Source organism: Parabacteroides sp. Marseille-P3160 (assembly GCF_900162725.1).
Lineage (GTDB): Bacteria > Bacteroidota > Bacteroidia > Bacteroidales > Tannerellaceae > Marseille-P3160.
Window position 1 is genome coordinate 3,027,280 of sequence record NZ_LT799418.1, and the last position, 21,319, is coordinate 3,048,598.

General features: G+C 42.8%; 16 protein-coding genes. 9 read left to right on the forward strand and 7 right to left on the reverse strand.

Annotation, left to right across the window (positions count from 1 at the left end):
- Positions 1 to 630: 630 nt before the first annotated feature.
- Both mltG and BQ8014_RS12080 read left to right on the forward strand, forming a co-directional pair.
- Positions 631 to 1,677 (forward strand): endolytic transglycosylase MltG, encoded by a 1,047-nt coding sequence (gene mltG / locus BQ8014_RS12070; RefSeq protein WP_080904564.1) that lies wholly within the window; start codon positions 631 to 633, stop codon positions 1,675 to 1,677.
- A 250-nt stretch (positions 1,678 to 1,927) separates the two neighbouring features.
- Positions 1,928 to 2,776, forward strand: coding sequence for a helix-turn-helix domain-containing protein (locus BQ8014_RS12080; RefSeq protein ID WP_139785123.1), 849 nt, complete (start codon positions 1,928 to 1,930; stop codon positions 2,774 to 2,776).
- 26 nt (positions 2,777 to 2,802) lie between these two features.
- On the opposite strand, the gene BQ8014_RS12085 is transcribed toward BQ8014_RS12080, so the two are convergent.
- From BQ8014_RS12085 to BQ8014_RS12105, 5 genes are all read right to left on the reverse strand, one after another.
- Positions 2,803 to 3,348, reverse strand: a complete 546-nt coding sequence (locus BQ8014_RS12085) for a 7-carboxy-7-deazaguanine synthase QueE (protein WP_080904567.1) — start codon at positions 3,346 to 3,348, stop codon at positions 2,803 to 2,805.
- Positions 3,332 to 3,667 carry a 6-carboxytetrahydropterin synthase QueD gene (gene queD / locus BQ8014_RS12090; RefSeq protein ID WP_080904569.1) on the reverse strand — a complete coding sequence of 112 codons (336 nt, stop codon included), beginning with the start codon at positions 3,665 to 3,667 and terminating at the stop codon, positions 3,332 to 3,334. The genes BQ8014_RS12085 and queD overlap by 17 nt, the downstream gene beginning before the upstream one ends.
- Before the next feature lie 361 nt (positions 3,668 to 4,028).
- The gene (locus BQ8014_RS12095; protein WP_080904570.1) at positions 4,029 to 5,972 is read right to left on the reverse strand and encodes an FAD-binding protein; all 1,944 of its coding nucleotides are present in this window, start codon (positions 5,970 to 5,972) and stop codon (positions 4,029 to 4,031) included.
- Between the two features lie 20 nt (positions 5,973 to 5,992).
- Positions 5,993 to 7,651, reverse strand: coding sequence for an electron transfer flavoprotein-ubiquinone oxidoreductase (locus BQ8014_RS12100; RefSeq protein ID WP_080905948.1), 1,659 nt, complete (start codon positions 7,649 to 7,651; stop codon positions 5,993 to 5,995).
- 474 nt (positions 7,652 to 8,125) lie between these two features.
- Positions 8,126 to 9,217, reverse strand: a complete 1,092-nt coding sequence (locus BQ8014_RS12105) for a DUF3667 domain-containing protein (RefSeq protein ID WP_080904571.1) — start codon at positions 9,215 to 9,217, stop codon at positions 8,126 to 8,128.
- A gap of 177 nt (positions 9,218 to 9,394) precedes the next feature.
- Here BQ8014_RS12105 and BQ8014_RS12110 point away from each other — a divergent pair, with 177 nt between their 5' ends.
- Positions 9,395 to 11,200 (forward strand): MutS family DNA mismatch repair protein, encoded by a 1,806-nt coding sequence (locus tag BQ8014_RS12110; protein ID WP_080904572.1) that lies wholly within the window; start codon positions 9,395 to 9,397, stop codon positions 11,198 to 11,200.
- A gap of 53 nt (positions 11,201 to 11,253) precedes the next feature.
- Here the strand turns inward: BQ8014_RS12110 and BQ8014_RS12115 are convergent, their stop codons facing one another.
- Positions 11,254 to 12,918: an AMP-binding protein gene (locus BQ8014_RS12115; protein ID WP_080904573.1), complete on the reverse strand. Its 1,665-nt coding sequence runs from the start codon at positions 12,916 to 12,918 to the stop codon at positions 11,254 to 11,256.
- Between the two features lie 113 nt (positions 12,919 to 13,031).
- Here BQ8014_RS12115 and mtaB point away from each other — a divergent pair, with 113 nt between their 5' ends.
- The 3 genes from mtaB to BQ8014_RS12130 are packed head-to-tail and all read left to right on the forward strand — an operon-like array spanning position 13,032 to position 16,299.
- Positions 13,032 to 14,348, forward strand: coding sequence for a tRNA (N(6)-L-threonylcarbamoyladenosine(37)-C(2))-methylthiotransferase MtaB (gene mtaB / locus BQ8014_RS12120; RefSeq protein WP_080904574.1), 1,317 nt, complete (start codon positions 13,032 to 13,034; stop codon positions 14,346 to 14,348).
- A gap of 5 nt (positions 14,349 to 14,353) precedes the next feature.
- A complete protein-coding gene (locus BQ8014_RS12125; protein WP_080904575.1) occupies positions 14,354 to 15,247 on the forward strand; it encodes a lysophospholipid acyltransferase family protein in 894 nt (297 codons plus the stop codon).
- Positions 15,244 to 16,299 (forward strand): glycosyltransferase family 2 protein, encoded by a 1,056-nt coding sequence (locus BQ8014_RS12130; RefSeq protein WP_080904576.1) that lies wholly within the window; start codon positions 15,244 to 15,246, stop codon positions 16,297 to 16,299. Before BQ8014_RS12125 ends, BQ8014_RS12130 begins: the two co-directional genes overlap by 4 nt.
- Here the strand turns inward: BQ8014_RS12130 and BQ8014_RS12135 are convergent.
- Complete coding sequence (locus BQ8014_RS12135; RefSeq protein ID WP_080904577.1) at positions 16,296 to 17,027, reverse strand: GntR family transcriptional regulator; 732 nt, start codon at positions 17,025 to 17,027, stop codon at positions 16,296 to 16,298. The two genes, BQ8014_RS12130 and BQ8014_RS12135, sit on opposite strands and share 4 nt — an antisense overlap.
- A gap of 128 nt (positions 17,028 to 17,155) precedes the next feature.
- Between BQ8014_RS12135 and BQ8014_RS12140 the strand changes: the two genes are divergently transcribed.
- The 3 genes from BQ8014_RS12140 to BQ8014_RS12150 all read left to right on the forward strand — a co-directional run bounded on the left by BQ8014_RS12140 (position 17,156) and on the right by BQ8014_RS12150 (position 21,236).
- On the forward strand, positions 17,156 to 18,886 hold the full coding sequence (locus BQ8014_RS12140; protein ID WP_080904578.1) for a class I mannose-6-phosphate isomerase: 1,731 nt from the start codon (positions 17,156 to 17,158) through the stop codon (positions 18,884 to 18,886).
- A gap of 90 nt (positions 18,887 to 18,976) precedes the next feature.
- Positions 18,977 to 20,146 carry an MFS transporter gene (locus BQ8014_RS12145; protein ID WP_080904579.1) on the forward strand — a complete coding sequence of 390 codons (1,170 nt, stop codon included), beginning with the start codon at positions 18,977 to 18,979 and terminating at the stop codon, positions 20,144 to 20,146.
- A complete protein-coding gene (locus tag BQ8014_RS12150; RefSeq protein WP_080904580.1) occupies positions 20,133 to 21,236 on the forward strand; it encodes an ROK family protein in 1,104 nt (367 codons plus the stop codon). The genes BQ8014_RS12145 and BQ8014_RS12150 overlap by 14 nt, the downstream gene beginning before the upstream one ends.
- The last annotated feature ends 83 nt before the right edge of the window (positions 21,237 to 21,319 follow it).

Here is a 21,319-nt window from a genome sequence, read left to right on the forward strand (position 1 = left end):
ATTTTATTTATTACAATGTTCCAAAATTAAGAAAAGTTTTGAACCGGGACAAATCTTCAGATATGTTTTTGAAGCATAAATTTAATTGAATGTAAAGAGTTAATTTACTATTTTCTAACCTGTTTAATTTTTACATCCTGACAATCCTGTTACAGAGAAAATCCGGATTGATTTCTATTTATGAAATGTTTTAAAAAGGAAAACGGGCATCTGACTAATTTCGATTAATGGTTAATAAAAAGACTGTTATATTAACAATTTAATATTCAATAGATAATAAAAATTCGTATTTGGACTGTGAGACAGAATGAGAGGATGATTTTGAAAAAAAGGCATGCTTCCTTGTTAAATAAGTAATTTGTTTTTTCTTCTTTTCCTTTTTATCGGCTCTATTTATCAAGTGAGGCTAATGTATTTATAAACTCGCATATTTTTATTCCGCTTCTTTCGAAGAAGCAGGATAATTACAATACAACCGAGCGCTCTGAATCTACTTGCGAAAATGAGATAAGAAAATATTTCGGTAAAATTTAGACAGTTTCAGAATCTTTTATTTTCTTCTTTATAATCTCTCTCTTCTCTTTTATGTATTTTTGCGAGTCATTTGAGTATTCATCCAATATTGATTCAATGGGTAAAAAGAAATCATCGAAGAAAAGAAACATAATCATCAGCTTGATGGCTGTTTTTTTGTTGGTTAGCGCCGGTTTAATCGGATGGGGAAGTTGGATTCTTTTTTATCCGAATTTTGCGACTGAGAAAACCGTTTACGTTTATGTAGACGAAAAGAAGGATTTTAATGAACTATGCCGCCAGTTAAAGGATTCTGCCGGTTGCAGGAGCCTTTCCAACTTTAAAATGCTGGCCCGTTGGATGCATTATCCGGAAAAGATGAAAACCGGACGCTATGCCGTAGTGAAGGGAATGAATAATACGGTATTAATAAAGAGCCTGCTTCGGGCGCATCAGGAGCCGGTTCACCTGACTTTCAACAATATCCGTACGACGGACGAGTTGGCCGGACGGCTTAGCGACCAAATGATGTTTACGAAAGAAGATTTATTGACCCTCCTTCAGGATTCATCCTATTGCGACTCTCTCGGATTTACGACCGAAACCATCAAAGCCCTGTTTATACCAAATACCTATGAGGTTTATTGGAATCTTTCCGCTCCCAAACTGGTGCAACGGATGCTTCGTGAGTATAATGCATTTTGGACGGATGAGCGCCGGAAGATGGCTGAACAAATCGGGCTTTCTCCCGTAGAAGTCTCCATACTCGCGTCCATCGTGGAGGAAGAAACGGCTGATCCGGTAGAATATCCTATGGTTGCAGGGCTATATATAAATCGTTTACATATAGGAATGCCTTTGCAAGCCGACCCGACGGTCAAGTATGCTGTCGGTGATTTCGGATTGCGCCGGATCCTGTTCGAACATCTGTCTATCGATTCCCCTTATAATACCTATAAATATACCGGGCTGCCGCCCGGGCCTTTGCGCATATCGACAATCCGAGGACTGGAAGGGGTATTGAATTATACCAAACACAATTACATTTATATGTGTGCAAAGGAAGATTTTTCCGGGCACCATAATTTTGCGATGACTTTGCAGGAGCATGCCAAAAATGCCAATCGTTACCGTGAAGCCTTGAATAAGCGCGGGATTCAGTAAGAAAGGGCAACGGTTTTCGAGAGATTTTCCTTACCTTTGGACAATTAATGAAACTTCAATAGAAAAGCAAACCGATAAATGGAAAAACACTTGTTTTTGGGAGATGAAGCGATTGCTCAGGCTGCCATTGATGCCGGGCTTTCCGGCGTCTATGCCTATCCGGGGACTCCGTCCACNTTAATAATATCTCCGTTTGTCCTTTTTTTTCATACAAGTATTCATTTTCTTAATGAATTAAAATCTCAATTGCATGTACACTAACGAAAACAATAAAGGGACATCTCATAGAGCAAGAGAGAATTCACTCCTATCTGGGGAACGGGATTTTCCTTTTCACATCCACCGAATTGCCAAAGGAAAGACATACCAGTTGAATAATCACTCCCAGAACCGCATTCTCTTCATTATGCGAGGAACCCTTTTCCTTGATGATCCGAGAACCGAACGAAATATCTTCGGCAGTAAACATATGTATTTCTTGCATCGCAATGAAGCGCCTTTTCTATTCATCGCCGAAGTAAACACGACCCTCATAGAATATGTATCGGAATTCCTGCCGTTAATTAACCAACAGTCGTTATTTCGTCTTGTATGCCGGTATGCTCCTCAACCGAAGAATCTGGAGGAAATGAGAATAAAGGAACCTATGTATTATATGCTTATCAGCATTATCCATTTAAAGAAGTTGAAATTACAATCAAGATTTTTATTCGACATAAAGAAAGAAGAATTGTTGTTTTTTTTCCGGACATTATATGACGAGGCCGAGATCGCCCGTTTCTTTTCACCTTTTCTACAGGATCAAAATAAGTTCAAGGAGGAAATCTTTTCCAAGTATGCTTATGGGGACAATGTGAAAAGCTTAGCGAGTAAATGCTGCATGACGACCAAAACGCTGAACAGGCATTTCAAGAAAGAATTCCAGACTACTCCTCACAGATGGCTGAGCCGGCAAAAGGCAAAAGAGATTGAATTGTACATCATTCATCATCCCCACGTCTCGTTCCGGGAACTATCGGAACTGTTTAAGTTTCCCTCCGTCAAAGCTTTTAAATTGTTTTGCGAAACCCACAATATCTGGATGCTGATAAATGATTAAGAAAGAGAGGATAAATAAAAATTACGTCAGCGGATGTTGAGATACTTATGCGTCTGAAGGCTCAATTTCCATTTCGGATGGGACTTGATGTATTCGATGACAGCCTCCGTATTTTGTCCGGAACAGGGCTGCAGGTAGTATTCCTGCGCTTCGATAAAATCATACTGCTCCGGATCCTGTTCCAAGTACACCACTTTCAGTTCATGGGGCTTCGTGATTACCACCCGGCCGCCGGGCTTCGGGGAGCAAGTGATCCAGTCGATCCCTTCGGGCAAGGCACAAGTGCCGTTCGTTTCGATCTGGATATATTTTCCCAGAGATTTCAACAGTCGGATAAAATCGGGTGTAACGGAAAGGCCGGGCTCTCCTCCGGTGAGGACAATATGGCGGGCCGGATAGCGGTCGATCTCTTTTGCAATCTCTTCATCACTCATCCATTCACCCTCCTCAAAGGAGGTATCGCAAAAGTCACATCTCAAGTTACAACCACAGAAACGAATAAAGACAGCCGCCGTACCGGTATAATATCCCTCCCCTTGCAAGCTGTAAAAGATCTCATTCACTTTCTTCATACCAAGCGGCATTGTTTTCCGATTCCTGTACCATCACTTTGAAGCATTCGGGTATCTGGTCGCAAATCCATTTGGCCAGATTTTCGGCGGTCGTATTGAACGGTAGGATATCGTTCAGATATTTATGATCCAGTTTATTCTGTATTTTCTCCTTGATATGAGTAAAATCAACAACCATTCCCACCTCGTTCAGCTTTTCCGAACGGCACCAGACTTCAATGATCCAGTTATGCCCATGCAACTGCGTGCACTTACTCTCATAAGGCAACGATAAGCGATGCGCTGCTGAAATCTCCATTCTCTTCTTAACTATATACATAGACTGCTATTCCTCGATCTTTCGATTATTTTATCACGTCAATAATCTTGTCGCGTATTTTTCACAAAATAACGTACAAATCTCTAATGCGCAAAATATGGCACCAATAAGTTTTCTATTTTTTCAATCGAGAAAATTTATAGACGGGAATTAAGAACAGAAGGGGTTGCCTAAAAAGCACTGCACCGCCCTGAAAATCCAGTGCACTCAATGAATTAATCCAGTGCACTCAATGAATTAATCCAGTGCACTCAATATATTAATCCAGTGCACTCATTCATAAAATTCAGTGCACTGGATTTTTTCCGTACAAGTCACGACCTTTTGGACAGCCCTTTCTTATATAACTAGATAGAAAATATCAATTCTTGACCGGTTCTATTCCGAAAGTATATCCGTTCTTCACGCGTTCGATCAGTTCGGGCACGACGTCTTGGTATTCTCCCACGATACCGAAGTCGGCATGGTGGAAGATCGAGGCTTTCGGATTATGGTCAATAGCAATGATCTTGCCTGACTCTTTGATCCCTGCGATGTGCTGTATCGCCCCGGAAACTCCGATCGCAATATAGATCTTCGGGCGGACGGTTTTACCCGTTTGTCCTACTTGGCGGGCATATTCGGCGATACCTTCGTCCACGACCACACGGCTGGCAGCCCACTCGGCTTTCACACCCTTTTCCTTCAGCGCTTCAGCCAACTCCTTAACCAGAGCAAGCCGGTCGTCGGTCGCTCCTCTTCCACCCGACACGATAATGTCGGCATCGAACAAGCTTTGTAATCCGCCTTCGCCGCGAACCGTTTCCAGTATCTTTACTTTAAAGTCTCCCTCATCCAGGTGGGGAACGTAAGAAGATAGGATTCCTTTCCGGCCTTCCGTTTTCGGCGGTACGGGGAATGTACCCGCGCGAGCCGTGGAAATCTGCGGATATACGAAACCGAGGATGGTCGCCAGTTTGCTTTCTCCGTAAGTCGGACGGCGGGAATGCAGGATAGGCCGATTGATGATCTTCGCTTTCCGGTTGACATAATCGCCTATTTCCAATCCGGTACAATCGGCCGTTACCCCACTGCCGGTCTTCATACCGATCCGCGGAGCCAATTCACGCCCCGCCGTTGTGGCGGCAAAGAGCGCAATTTCCGGATTTCGCTCCCGGATAATCTGCGTGATAATATCGGAGAAAGGCAATACCAGATACTCTTCCAGCCGGTCATTGTCTACCAGAATCACTTCATCGGAACCATATTCGAATAGGGTCTGCGCGAGCGGCTTTATATTTTTGCCGATAAGAACGGTCGATATCTTCGTGTCATTGCCCAATTCATCGGCCAGCTTGCGCGCCGGAGTCAGCAATTCCAGGGAAGGACGGGCAATCTTGCCATTCGTCACTTCCGCCCATGTCAGGATTCCTTTGGCGCCGTTACGGGTATCCACAATGGGGAAATCCGGTGTTTCTACCGCTTTCTTCTCCTTCTCTTCTTTTTTCACCAACACGTTGCCTCCCTTTTTCAGGTTGGCAATCAGGCTATCCACCTGTTCCGTCTCATTTTGTCCTTCCGACAGGACAATCGGCGGACGCTCGCTGACGAGATTCATCACATTGGCGACAATCGTAGGCGAACCACTCAAACCGATCTTTTCAGTTCCCAAATGGATATCATCGACACCCAATACTGTAATTTGGCTATGGCGCGCCTTGATTGCCCCGATCAGCGAGGGTTTGCGTGGCGGTACTCCCGTCGGCGTCAGCGACACCAGGCAAGGCATAGGCAATTGCAGCATCTGGTAACCGCCTTCAATGATCCTCCGGGCCACGACATTCCCTTTGTCGTCCGCTTTCGCCGATTCGACAAAAGTAGCCTGTGGTATGCCCAAGGATTCCGCTACCTGGGAAGGCACATGGGCGGTATCACCGTCACTGGTCTGCCGTCCGGCAAATATGATAAACGGTTCTTCCGACTCCTTGGAGAAACCCAAATACTGCAGGAGGGTGGCAAGTGCCAAGCCCGTAGCATAGGTATCGCTTCCTCCCAGTTTACGGTCCGATAACAGATAAGCTTCGTCATATCCCATAGAGATTGCTGTACGTAAAGCTGTTTCAAAAGATTGGGGACCCATGGAGCAAACGATCATCCGGGCGTCCGGATACTGCTTTTTCAACTGTAAACCTGCTTCCAGCCCGAACTGGCAATCGATATTGATGATTGATTTTGCCTTCGTACGGTCCATCAGGCCGTCATCCCCCATTCTCATCTCCGTGGGGAGCGGTACTTGTTTTATTAAACTGATTATTGTTAAAGCCATTTTCTTCGATTCTTTTACAATTACATATATTTATATTCAGGGCCGTTTCCGCCGTTCGGAACATTCCACGTGATGCCGTCTCCCGGCTCCTTGATATCGCAGGTCTTGCAATGGAGGCAGTTTTCAGCATGAATCCGGAGTTCCTGATGGCCACTCTTGTCGGTATGAAGCTCGTAGACCTCTGCCGAGCAATAAAACTGGCAGGGTGCTCCATATTCCTTGATGTTTATCGCATCATAGGTGGCCGGATTATTAATATGTAAATGGGGAACCTGTTGCTCGTCATGATTAACGCCGGTATAATAAACATCAGTTGCCTTATCGAAGGTCAGCATTTTATCAAAATCCAATCGATCCCTAAAGCGTTCCTTGAATTTCTTTCCTTGGAACTCGCTCAGTTTTCGGGTAGCCTCACTGTCCTTATGCGCCTCCAGCTTGCCGAAGAATCCGGCGCCTCCCGTAATCAATTGGCCGCCGAAATGGAAGGCTCCGGCAATCATCCCCTGGGCAAATCCCTGGCGGAAATTGCGTACCGGATAGAGTTCCTTGTAAATCCAACTCGTATTCACAAGAGTTTCGTATTGTTTCAGCGTATCTTCCGAGAAGTCATTCTTTTCGAAAGCAAACAGGGCGGTTTCGGCCGCCAACATACCAGACTTAATCGCCAGATGTACACCTTTCAAGGCAGGCATTGCAAGGAATCCGGCACTGTCGCCGACAATCAAGGCATGGTCGGCATAGAGTTTCGGAAGTGAATAGAGCCCGCCCTCCGGTAAGGTCTTGGCTCCGTATTCGAGGAGTCTTCCCCCTTTCAGTATCTTGCTTACAAAAGGCGTCGTCTTCCAAACCTGAAAAGCGTCATGAGTATCAAATGTCGGATCGGGATAATCGAGGCCGACCACTAGGCCGACTGCCACCCGGTTACCGCTCAGGCCATAAACAAAACCTCCGCCGAATTCATGCAAATTCAGCGGATAGCCCATGGTATGATAGATTTCCCCCGCTTGGATATTTCCTTCCGGAACGCTCCATAATTCCTTGCATCCCAATGAATATACTTGCGGGTTTCTCTCTTTCTGCAAATCGAACTTTCGGATCAGTTTCTTAGCCAGGCTTCCCCTCACTCCTTCCGCAAAAATGATCAGCTTGGCCTCGATCCGTGTACCGGGCTGAAAGTTAGCCTCCGGATTGCCGTGATGGTCTACACCGGTATCAATCGTCTTGGCACCTATTAATTTATCGTTTTCGTAAAGCAGTTCGCTGACAGAGAAACCTGGGTAGATCTCCACTCCTTTCTCTTCCGCCTTTTTGGCCAAGAACCGGCAAACCTCTCCCAGCGAAGCGGTATAATTGCCCGTATTGCTCATGTAAGGAGGATGGAACGGCAACTTGATCGAACCGTTTTTACTCAGCAAAAGCGTAGAATCTTTTGACACTTTAGAATCGAGGGGAATCTCAGAAGGATCGACATCCGGCAGTAGTTCCTTAAAAACGTCTGCTTTGATGACGGCGCCTGAAATGATATGGTTGCCGATAGCAGAACCTTTTTCGATAAGTAACACGCGCCGGGTCAGCCCCTTTTGCTTTAACAGATCGGCGACATGGATAGCGGTCGCCAATCCGGAGGGACCCCCTCCGATAATCAGGATGTCCGTGGAAACGGAATCAACAGTACTCATTTTATTTTTCATTTAATTATACGGCTAACATTTAAGTGTTTTCATGTAAGACTGAGATGGCTAAACTATTCCGCAAGTAGCTGCCAACGAGTTTATCACTGGCAAATATAGTATTTATTAAGTTGGGAAAAAGAAAATGCCCTCTGTTTTAAGGACATTAAATGTTAACATTCGTAAATGTATATTTTTGTTCTACTTTTACCTGCTGATAAAAAGGGAGGTGGTTAATTTTATACGACCTGATTCCGGCAGGCATTGCCACAACTTTACATTTCACCTACCCGATTTTTGTTACCCTACTACTGGTTACAATCGTAGTTAAAGATAAAATATTCAATGCCACCCTTTATATCAAAAGCGTCTTTCCCGTAACCATCCGGCGTAATAGGCATAAAAGTTTTATACCTCATATTATTAATAGAATATAAAGAGCCGGCACCATTAAAAAGTTTATCCGGCGTGAAATAACAAAAACTAATGTAAAGTCATGAAACTGAAAAGCGCCAAACCAACTAGTAAAAGCAACATCATAAATACATTAATGATAAAAAGAATAAATCCCTTAGCGACTGTACTTCTCTTGCTTGACTGATATACACGGCGATGAGCCACAAAAAAATAAATCAACATATATACAATCACCACAAAGGTATATAAACTAATTACATTATCGATAAAGGAATTATTGATCCAGTCATTCATTTCATCAAATACTATGATGGAGAGCATCGCTAACAATAGAAACGAAAAGAAGTGTAACGTAAATATGCCGTGATCAAAGAACCACCATTTCTTTTTGTTGTGAAACAGCCACAAAAAGAAAGCAAAAATCGGAAGATAGATAAACAAGGCCTTCGGTAAAACATGCATAAATGACTCTTTGAATTTTTCAACAATCTCTCTTCCGGTATAGCCTTTTTCCTTCAGGTAGAAAAACCGATGGGCAAAGGGTTTCAGTATCTTATACAAAATATTTCCCGACTGTTCCGCCAAAGAGTCATATTCCTTTAGGTTTTTGGCGGAAAGGGAATCAACAGTTACGCTGATATCGGTTTTGCGGAGAAGCCCTTGTTTCTGCAATTTTCCCGTATAGATCGAATCATATACCCTCATCAGTATCAGTTCCCGTTCTTTTTCCTCGGTATATACATTTTGGAATATTTGTTTAAGCAACAGGCTATCCCCTGGAGTCAGTTCGATCTTACCTTCATCGTGTAAAGCGACCTTCTCTTTTTTTGAATGCGCTTCCTGATTAGAAAAAAGCGAAGGAATAAAGAATGCAATGAAACTGATAAATATATATAGCTTCACCGGAGCCACATACTTTTGTCTCTTTCCGGCCAGATATTCGTTTGTCAGCTTTCCGGGTACAAAGATCAGATAACGGATCGTTCGCCAGAACTGCCCGTCGTAATGGGTAAAATCTTCCAGGAAATGGGTAAAGAGAAAATAAAAAGGCTGCCTGGTTTCCGTATTCTCCTGTCCGCAATGCTCGCAATACCGCTCTACTACCGTATGCCCGCAATTCTGACAGGTTTTATCTGACCGTAATTTTCCGTGACTCATTGGTTGAATATTTGAAAGGCAAAAGTAAAGAATCCTGTGAAAATTTCAGAAAAAGCACAACGGATAATTTAGAAGTCCTTCTTTAAATTTTGCTCGTTCATTTATTTAGTTCTATTTTTAGGGTAGTTGATTCCTCCTAAAAGTGATAAATCTATCTCTTTTTATATCTTTGCACACATGGAAGAAAAGATGGATCCCGAAGCATTTTACCATAGCCAATGTACGGCTTATACTCAAGAGAAAGAGAAACTAAGAAAAAAGATCTACGCCGTCGGCACTCTCCGGTTGGTAGTGATTGTTACCGGTTTGCTAACGCTATGGCTATACAGGGAAAAGAGTTGGGAGATATTGTCCGGAATAGCGGTCACTTTTCTTCTGCCGTTCGCCGGATTAGTGATTTATCACTCCAAATTATTTGCCCGTAAAGCCTATTCCGAAGGCATGATCCGGTTGAATATGGAAGAATTGAACGGACTGGCATATGATTTCAGCGCATTTGATGGGGCACCGGAGCAAATTGACGGCCAACATTCATTCAGCCTCGACTTGGATCTGTTCGGTAAAAGATCGCTTTTCCAATCTGTCAACCGTACTGCAACCTCCATGGGGCGTGAAGGGTTGATCAAGTCATTTATTCATCCTCCGGACAAGAAAGAAACCATTCTCAGGCGGCAAGAGGCCATTCGGGAATTAGCGGGGAAAGCCGCTTTCCGACATGCCTTCCGCGTTTCCGGCCTGCTTGCAGCCGATGAGAAGAAGCGTCCGGAACAATTGGCACCCTTCCTTGCAGAACCGAGCCGCCTTGCCGGACGCATCGGTTGGAAAATCCTGATATGGAGTATACCAGGACTATGGGTCCTGCTCCTTTCGGCTTATGCCTTCAGCTGGGTAACAGGGAATGAACTGGGGCTTTTCTTTGCGATTAGTTTCCTTGTAGCCAATAGCCCCGCAAAGCAAATTAATAAGTTACATCATCAGGTCGGGAAAATGGAGAAACTGTTTTCGGCCTATGCGAATTTGATGTCTCTTTTGGAAAATGAATCGTTCGCTTCTCCTTTGCTGAAGGAAATGCAGGAACCCCTATCCGGCGCCCAGGGTAAGGCCTCGTCCGCCATCAAGAAGTTATCCTCTTACCTCGGAGCATTAGACCAGCGATTCAGCCTTGCCGGGATCTTGTTTAATATTTTCTATCTCCGGGATACGCGGCAAGCCATCCGATTGGAGAAGTGGAAAGAAATCCATGCTGCCGACACTCAACGTTGGTTTGATTCCCTGGCAGGTTTCGATGCATTGAATTCCCTGGGAACGTTTGCATTCAATCATCCGGACTATATCTATCCCGAAATTGCAGATCATTATTTCCGGATGGAAGGGAAATCCCTGGGACATCCGTTAATCCAACGGGACAAGTGCGTACGTAATGATATCGATATTCACCAAAGCCCTTCGTTCCTGATCATCACCGGTGCGAACATGGCAGGGAAAAGCACCTATCTGCGCACAGTCGGCGTCAACTTCCTCTTAGGCTGCCTGGGCGCTCCGGCTTGTGCCGAAGCCTTGACACTCTATCCGGCGCATTTGGTTACCAGCCTCCGCACAGCCGATTCATTAGCAAGCAACGAATCTTACTTTTTTGCCGAATTGAAACGGCTTAAAATGATCATCGACCGTTTGGAAAAAGGGGAAGAGTTATTCATTATTTTGGATGAAATACTGAAGGGCACCAACTCGATAGACAAGCAGAAAGGTTCTATCGCCTTAATGAAACAATTGGTTGTCTGGAAAGCCTGCGGAATCATCGCCACGCACGACCTGGCGTTGGGTAACCTGGAGAAAGAGTTCCCCGGGCATATCAGGAATTATCGCTTCGAGGCCGATATAACGAATGACGAGCTGACTTTTTCCTATCGCCTTCGCAAAGGGATTGCCCAGAATATGAATGCATCCTTCCTGATGAAAAAGATGGGGATTACGTTAGAATAAAAATTGCGGAGGACGCTTTTCCAAACCTCCTCCGCAATAAAGTTGCCCGACTTTTAATAATTAGTATAGAGATAACGCCGGATACTGTTCTTAGGAGTCTTCTTAAATTCGGTCGGATAAAGTTGGATCTTACTGATGCTTTCGAATGAAGCCAATTGCTTGTTCAACTCGATCCGGTTCTTTTCCATTATCGAAGGCAGGTCGTCATGGGAAATGCCCGTACCATCCACCGTATCATAGTCGGGATAAACCAATGCTACCAATTTGCCTTCCTTCTCGATAACAAGACTTTCCAACACGAAAGGCAGGTTATTCAATTTCGACTCCAGTTCTTCAGGGTATATATTCTGCCCGCTCGGGCCAAGGATCATCGTTTTGCTGCGTCCGCGGATAAATATATTTTTATTTTTATCAATGGTTCCGAGGTCGCCGGTACGCAACCATCCATCTGCAGTAAATGCATTCTGCGTCGCCTCCTCATTCTTATAATAGCCGACCATTACGTTTTCGCCTTTCACTTGGATCTCTCCTACGATATTATACGGATCTTCCGAATCGATCCGTACGTCCATGATATCTTTCAGGACTTGTCCGCAGGAACCCGGTACGTATTCCTTGTAATGGCTGTAACTGATTAACGGCCCGCATTCGGTCATTCCATAACCGATCGTGAACGGGAATTTAATCTTATACAGAAAATCACTCACCTCCTGGTTCATAGCGGCCCCGCCCACGATAATCTGGCAGAACCGGCCGCCCAGTGCGGCTATCAGCTTATTGCAGATCACCGCATAAATCCGGCTGTCCAGCAAAGGAATGTTCAAGGCCAATTTAATCGTCCGCTTATTTAATTGCGGGATAATCATTTTCCTATAGATCTTCTCCAATATAAGCGGTACGGCAAGAATCAAGTTCGGTTTGACATCCTCAAATGCCTTCAATAGGATTTTAGGGGAAGGTATTTTCCCTAAGATGTAAACATGCGCACCGACAGCCAATGGCGTCAACAGGTTGAACGCACAACTGTATGTATGCGCTACCGGAAGGAAACAGAGCTCCCGGTCGCCCCGGAACATGATCCCGAGCGACATGGCATAGGTTACATTTCCCGCCAGGTTATTCCCCGTCAGCATGACTCCCTTACAGAATCCGGTCGTCCCCGAAGTATAGTTCAGTACCAGCATCTCACTGTTATCCACTTCAGGAAATTTCACATCTTCCCGTTTAAAGCCATTCGGATATTTTTCCGTCATGCGGCTATCCGATAGACGCAACATCTTTTGGATATTCTCGCCATCCCGCTGGTGCAAACAGCGATAATCGGTCAGGGAGATAACCGCCCGCAGTTCCGGAACGTTATCTTCTTCCAACGTATCCCAAATAGCATCCGAAACAAACAGAAGGGTCGATTCGGAATGATTGATAATATGATGAATATCATTCGGAGCAAAGTCTTGCAGAATAGGCACGATCGTTGCACCATAGGTAATCGTAGCCATATAGGCAATAAACCACCGCGGACTATCTTTACCTACTAATGCAATTTTATCACCTTTACGGATATGACACTCTTTAAACAGAATATGGAAACGGGCAATCTCCCTCGCCACATCGCTGAAATAGAAAGTATTTCCTGTCGTATAATCCGTCAGAGAAGGTAAATCCCAGTTCGTTTTAAAACTTTCCTGGTACAGTTTAATCAGATTCTCTTTAACCATGGCACACTTTTGTGATTTCTGTGCAAAAATAGGAAGTTTTATATAGATATACAATTAAAACAGGGAGTAACTTCACCGTTTTATATACTTTTGTGGAGAAATTCAAATTGGGAATGATCGACAATAATGTTTTTGAGAATAAGACGGCAGCCTACTTTACCTTGGGTTGCAAGCTGAACTTCGCGGAAACGTCTACTATCGGCAAGGAATTGGCCGCCCGCGGCATTCGTAAAGTGCGAACCGGGGAGACGGCCGATATTTGCGTCATAAATACTTGCTCCGTTACCGAATTGGCCGATAAGAAATGCCGCCAGGCCATCCGCCGCATACAGAAACAGCATCCGAAGGCTCTGACTATTGTAACCGGATGCTATGCCCAGTTAAAACCCGAAGAGGTAGCCGGTATTCCGGGAGTGGATCTGGTCTTGGGAGCCGAGCAGAAATTAGATATCCTGCAGTATCTGGACGGCTTGGATAAAAAGCCGGAAAGCGCAATCCATACGTCCCCTTCAAAAAACATCCGGGAGTTTGTTCCTTCTTGCTCGACCGACGACCGTACCCGGCATTTCCTGAAAGTGCAGGACGGCTGCGACTATTATTGCTCTTTCTGCACCATCCCGTTCGCCAGAGGCCGCAGCCGTAACGGGACGATTGCCAGTATGGTCGGACAGGCACAGGAGGTAGCCCGCCAGGGAGGAAAGGAAATTGTCCTCACCGGCGTCAATATCGGGGATTTCGGAAAAAGTACGGGAGAAACGTTTATCGATCTGATCCGGGCGTTAGATGAGGTGGAAGGTATACTCCGCTACCGGATTTCTTCCATTGAACCGAATCTGATTACCGACGAGGCGATCGATTTTGTCGCCAACAGCAAACGCTTTGCCCCTCATTTCCATATTCCGCTCCAAAGCGGAAGCGACGCCGTACTCAAACTGATGCGCCGCCATTATGATACGGCCTTGTTCCGCCATAAGATCGAATGCATCAAACAGGCGCTTCCCCAAGCTTTCATCGGTGTCGACGTGATTGTCGGCACACGGGGAGAAACGGATGAATTTTTCGAGGAAGCCTACCGCTTTATCGAAAGTCTGGACATCTCCCAACTGCATGTGTTCAGCTATTCCGAACGCCCGGGCACACAGGCGCTGAAAATTGATCACACCGTTGACCCAAAGGCCAAACATGCACGAAGTAAAGCACTGTTGGACTTGTCCGACAGTAAGTTGCACGCTTTTTATGACGCCCATACAGGAGAAAAAGCCGAAGTCTTATTCGAAAAAGCACGAAAAGGAGGATTGATGCATGGATTTACCGCCAACTACATAAAGGTGGAAACTCCCTACGACACGGCATTGGTCAATCAGTCCGTTCCGGTCCGCTTACTCGGCTGGAATGAAGAAAAAACAGCATTAAAAGTCGAACTCATTTGATTCTTATGGGAAACCGGATACTCTATACCATCCTTTTCTGTTGGACGAAGGCGCATGCATTTCTTCCGATGCGAATACTGTATATTTTATCGGACATCCTTTACTTGCTGGTTTATCGTTTGGTACGTTACCGCTTGAAGGTGGTGCGCCGGAACATGAAAGCCTCTTTTCCCGAGAAAACGGAAAAAGAGCTCCGCCAACTGGAACGGGCCTTTTACCATCATTTCTCCGATTATATCGTCGAGACAATCAAATTGGCGCATATCTCTCCCAAAGAAGCCTTAAAACGAGCCATCATCCGCAATCCGGAAATGATAGAGGAGTTGCAAAAACGGGGACATTACTGCTTTATCCTGCTCATGGGGCATTACGGGAACTGGGAATGGTTTACCGACTCGCCGCTGCTTTTCGACCGGATCCAAACGGAGGTGCATCAGGTCTACCGTCCTCTGAAGAACCGGGCTTTCGACCGGCTCTTCATCTATCTCCGCACGCGTTTTCATGCGAAGGGGATTATGAAGAATGAAGCCTTTCGGGATATCGTCCGTTTAAAGCAGTCAAAAACACGCAGCATCGTCGTTTTTATTGCCGATCAGACTCCCAGCAAAGCCAACCTGCATTACTGGACCCGATTTCTGAACCAGGACACTCCCATATTAAACGGCCCGGAACGGATTGCGTGCAAGCTCCGTCTTCCGGTCATTTACGCCGATGTTCGGAAGGTTCGAAGAGGATATTATACCGTTGATTTCAACTTGCTGACAGACTCCCCGGAAAAGATGCCGGAAAACTGGATTACCGAACAGTTCGCCCGGAGGATGGAAGAAACGATACTCCGTGATCCAGCCTACTGGCTCTGGACGCATAAACGATGGAAATACAAACATGAACAGCCATGAAAAAGGTAGCAGTCGTTATTCTGAACTGGAACGGAAAGGAGCTGATGGAACAATTCCTCCCTTCTGTTATTGCACATTCACCGCAGGAAACAGCGGAAATTGTCGTAGCTGATAATGGTTCCACCGACGCCTCCGTCGCCATGCTCGAAGAAAAGTTCCCATCCGTACGCATCATCCGGATTGAACGGAATTATGGATTCGCCGAAGGATACAATAAAGCGATCGAAGAAATAGGTTCGCCTTATGTCGTTCTCCTGAATAGCGATGTGGAAGTTACTCCCCATTGGCTGGATGCGCCGTTGGCCTTGCTGGATACGGAGCCCGACGTTGCGGGCGTCCAACCCAAACTCCTGGCACAGCGCAACAAGCATTTCTTCGAATATGCCGGTGCTGCGGGCGGATTGATGGATAAATACGGCTATCCTTACTGCCGGGGACGTATCTTCCATGTCGTGGAAGAAGACCGGGGACAATATGACGCTCCCATGGATGTCCTTTGGGGAAGCGGGGCCTGCCTCTTCCTCCGGACGGAAGTGTATAAAAAAGAAGGAGGACTGGACGCCCGGTTCTTTGCTCATCAGGAAGAGATTGATTTCTGCTGGCGGCTGAGAGCAAGGGGCTATCGGTTGGTCTGTACGCCCCGCTCCGTCGTATATCATGTCGGAGGGGCGACACTGAATGCAGAAAGTCCGCGTAAAATCTTCCTTAATTTCCGCAATAATCTGCTGATGCTCTACAAGAATCTACCGGAGAAAGATTTATTACCTGTGATGCGTTGCCGTTTTTGGCTCGATTACCTCGCTGCCGCCAAATTTCTCTTAACTTTCAATTTCCGGAATGCAAAAGCAGTTTATGAGGCTCGAAAAGAGTTTTATCAATTAAAAGAAACCTATGTCCCTATCCGGATGGAAAATCTGAGAAAAACGACCGTCCCTCAGATCCCCGAAATACTGCAAAGCAACTTGATTCTCTCATTCTATTTTAAAGGGAAAAAGAAATATTCCGACTTCAAAACAATTCCGGAGAATGATCCGAATCAACAAAGCAATTAACGTTGTGCTTCTATAGTATATGTAAAACTATCGGCTCTATAGTATCCGATGTTATATTCTATCGGGACATCTTTTTCATCGTAAACAAATCTCCTTCGAATAAGTATTGGCTCATTCGGCTTTATATCTAATTTGTTGGCAATAAAATCACCGGCAAGGCTGGCGCATATTTCTTCTTTGGATGTTTTTACTATTATCCCAAAATCTTTTTCTAATATTTCATATAGAGGACGATTAAAGTTTTCGTCACTAGTAAGTGGTATTTGAGGATTGAAATATGAAATGAAATAGACAAAAGGATACTCTAAATTACCTCGAACACGCTCTAAAACTAAGCACTTCGTTTCATTCTCCACCCCAAAAAAGTTAGCAGCTCTTTCTGTTACTTTTTTGTAACTCAAATGCAATTCAAAATTTTTTATTTCTATACCAAGCATTTTCATTTCTTGCGAAAAGCTTAGCCAGTTTTTTATACCTCCAACAATTCCTTTTCTTATCACTTTGGTTCCAAAACCTCTTTTACGTAACAATAACCCCTCGTATACCAATTTATTGATTGATTGACGTAGTGTATTTCTTGAGATATTTAATTGTTCTGCCATTTCTGTTTCGCTTGGCAACAATTTTCCATTCTTATATTCTTCCATTTCTATTAGTTGGCGAAGATACTTTTCAGCCTGCAAATGTAATAGACCGGACCGTTTTTTGTCATTTTTTTTTGTTTCCATAATTTTTTCTTATATCATTAAACAAATATAGTTGCAAATATAATAATACAAGAATGTTTTGAGTCTAAAAAAAATAATATACATTTGCACATATATTTAAATGTTCATACATAGTAGCTATAAAAAGAATGAGAAAGTATAATTACGAAAAGTTCCCTGCAAAAGATGTTGATGGCTATGTAGAGAAAGGATGGGATAATATTATAAAAAAATTGAGAAATATTACAACAAATAATTCTATTTTAGCTATAGATATGTATGTTGGAGTTAATGAAGATGAGGTCAAAAGCGAAATTAAAAAATTAAATCCTTCCATTCTTATTAATACAAGAGATTTGTTCAAATCGGAATCTGATCTGACAAAAATGACATTCCGATTTATGACTGATGACCCTCTTTTTGGATATATGACAAATCTCACAATGGCTGATTATTTTGATTACTCAAAACTTGAGGAAGCAAAAAGAAATATTCAGAATTGTGAGGGGATAGTCATCGTTATTGGTAATGGGGCATCAATGGTTGTTCCTCAAAATGCCTGTATTATATATGCCGATATGACCCGTTGGGAGATACAATTGCGTTTTCATAAAAATAAAATAAAAGCGCTTGGAGTAGACGATAGAGGTGAAGCATTTTCGATAAAGTACAAGCGTGGATATTTTAACGATTGGCCGATTTGTGATGCCTATAAAGAGACTCTTTTTCATAGAATATCTTTCTGGCTGGACACGCATATTCCAGATGAGCCCAAAATGATAGACAAAGCTACTTTCTTTAACGGAATAGAGACGACGATCAAACAGCCATTCAGGGTTGTTCCTTTTTTTGCGCCTGCACCATGGGGAGGACAATGGATGAAGGATGTTTGTGATTTGAACCGGGATGAAGTAAATTATGGTTGGTGTTTCGATTGTGTTCCCGAAGAAAATAGCTTATTATTTAATATAAATGGAACATTATTTGAAATTCCGTCCATTAATTTAGTACTGCTAAAAAGCAGGGAACTGTTAGGAGAACCTGTAGAGTCTCGTTTTGGGAAAGAATTTCCTATTCGATTCGATATGCTGGATACTGTACAGGGTGGTTGCTTAAGTTTTCAAGTACATCCTACAACACAATTTATAAGAAAAAATTTCGGAATGCAGTATACGCAAGATGAAAGCTACTACATGATCGATGCTTATGAAAATGCTAGTGTATTCTTAGGTTTAAAAAACAGCATTAATAAAGAGGAAATGATAAGTGATTTACGGAAATCAGGAAAAGGTGAAATCCGTTTTGATGCAGAAAAATATGTGAATAGATTACCTGTAAAGAAACATGATCACTTCTTGATACCCGGAGGTACCGTCCATTGTTCTGGAAGTCAATGCTTGGTGTTAGAGATAAGTTCTACACCTAATTTATTTACATTTAAAATGTGGGATTGGGAACGTTTAGGTCTTGACGGCAAACCTCGTCCATTAAACATAGAAAGAGGCCTTCAAGTTATACAATGGGAAAGAGATACAGATTATACGATGAAAAATCTTGTGAATGTTTGTACCTTCTTAGGTGAAGGTGACGGATGGATCGAAGAAAAAACCGGACTGCATCCGAATGAATTTATCGAAACAAGAAGACATAAATTTACGAAAAAGGTAACACATCATACGAATAATAGTGTGAACGTCCTCAATTTAGTAGAAGGAGAAGAAATCATAGTAGAAAGTCCCAACAATTATTTCGAACCTTTTATTGTGCATTATGCTGAAACATTCATTATCCCTGCTTCTTTAGATAATTATACCATAACACCGTATGGTAAATCGAAAGATAAGGAATGTATTACAATAAAAGCCTATGTGCGATTCTGAATTTCAAATAAATATATGCAATGTGTACAGTATTGTAATATAATAAGATAATAATATCTGCCACATTGCAATAGCTATTAATAAATACGCATGAAAACAAACAACCTTAAAATGATTATCCCTTCGATGTTATGCTTCTTTGTCATGGGGATAGTAGATTTAGTTGGTGTTTCCACTAACTTTTTGAGAAATGATTTCCAGCTTAATGATTTTACAGCAACCATTCTGCCGATGATGGTTTTTTTATGGTTTGCGGTATTTTCCATACCTACATGTATACTTATGGGGCATATAGGTAGGAAAAAAACAGTGCTACTATCCATCATTATTACTTTAACAGCTTTGGCATTACCTTTTATATCATACAATTTTTATATTGTTGTAGTTTCTTTTGCTCTACTAGGGATCGGTAATACGATTTTACAAGTCTCCCTGAATCCATTAGTCGCGAGTATTGTTAAAGGAGATAAATTAGCCAGTACGTTAACTTTTGGGCAATTTATAAAAGCTATAGCATCTTTTCTAGGTCCGATTCTTGCAAGTATGGCTGCAAAACAATTTGCTGATTGGATGCTGGTATTCATTGTATATGCCATTGTCTCTGCTTTGTCTTTTGTTTGGCTTTATTTTACTGATATTGGAAATAGTAATACGGAAAAAATAGCTGAACCAACAACATATATCAAGACACTAAGTATATTGAAGGACAATGTCATATTACAATTATTTTTAGGAATCGTATTAATTGTGGGTATTGATGTTTGTATGAATACCAATACACCTCAATTGCTGATTCAAAAACTAGGCTTGGAAACAGAAACGGCAAGCTTAGGTTCCAGCCTATATTTTGGTACCCGGACACTCGGTGCATTTGTCGGTGCTATGATTCTTGTAAGAATGAAGCCTTCCAACTTCTTATGCTTAAATATGCTCGTTGCAATTGTCGCATTTTTGATGCTTATGTTTGCAAACAATGGTTGGATGCTTTATGTCGGCGTGGCGTTTGTCGGGTTTACTTGTGCCAATGTTTTTTCAATCATTTTTTCAATGGCCTTGCAATATAAACCCAACGAGAACAATGAAATATCATCTTTGATGATTATGGGTATAGCCGGTGGAGCAATAGTGACGCCTGTCGTAGGTTTAGCTGCCAAAGAATTTGGAATTGCCATTAGTTTTGGTATTTTATTATTATCAGTAATTTATATTTTATTTTTATCTGTAAAATTCCCCAAAAAACATCAAGATGTATCAAAATGACCAACGAATAGTTTTAACATTAGACGCCGGAGGAACAAATTTTGTTTTCTCGGCTATCCAGGCTAATGAAGAGATTGTAAAACCATTTGGCTTACCTGCCTATACCGATGATATAGAAAAGTGTTTAGATACTTTGGTTGAAGGATTTACTCGTCTTAAAATGCTGTTAAGGGAGGATGGTTATGGTAAGCCTGTAGCTATCAGCTTCGCGTTCCCGGGTCCTGCTGACTATGAGAATGGGATAATTGGTGATTTGCCGAATTTCCCGGCATTTAGGGATGGAATACCTCTAGGCCCTTTTTTACAAAAGGAATTTGGGATTCCGGTATATATAAATAATGATGGTAATTTATTTGCCTATGGCGAAGCAATAGCTGGAGCCCTACCTCAACTGAATGCTAAATTGGAAGCTATAGGTAGTAGTAGAAGATATAAAAATCTTATAGGTATAACTTTCGGAACAGGGTTTGGTTCAGGCATTGTTATAAATCAATGTTTGTTAACGGGTGACAATGGTTGTGGAGGAGATGTTTGGGCATTTAGAAATAAATTGCATCCGGGCAAAATTGCAGAAGAAAGCGTCAGTAAAAGAGCCATTCTACGAGTATATAATGATTTAACTAATACAAACGAGATTGGATTAACTCCGGAGGATATTTATGAGATAGCCGAAGGAAAAAAGGAAGGTGATAGGCAAGCTGCAGAAAAAAGTTTTTCTCAGTTTGGTGAAGTTGCTGGTGATGTTATTGCGCATTTACAAGCATTTACTGATGGAATTATAGTGTTGGGCGGAGGCATAATAGGTGCGGAAAAATATATTTTGCCTGCTTTGAAAAAAGAATTGGAGGATAAACTTTATACCTTTTCCAACTTATCATTTGACCGGCTTCAAATGAAAGTTTATGACTTGACCAAAGAGAATAATATGAATGATTTTTTCATTGAAAGAAGTATCATGGTAAAAGTTCCACGCTGCAATGAAATTGTCTGCTATAATTCTGTTAAACGATCAGCGATACTAATTTCTGCATTGGGAACGAATAAGGCTATTTCACTTGGAGCTTACGCATATGCCCTATCCAAGTTATAATTAAGATTTAATTCTACTCTCGAAAATTTATTCTTATCAGCCGGCTATTTCAGGTTATGTGAAATACCTGAAACAGCCTTCAT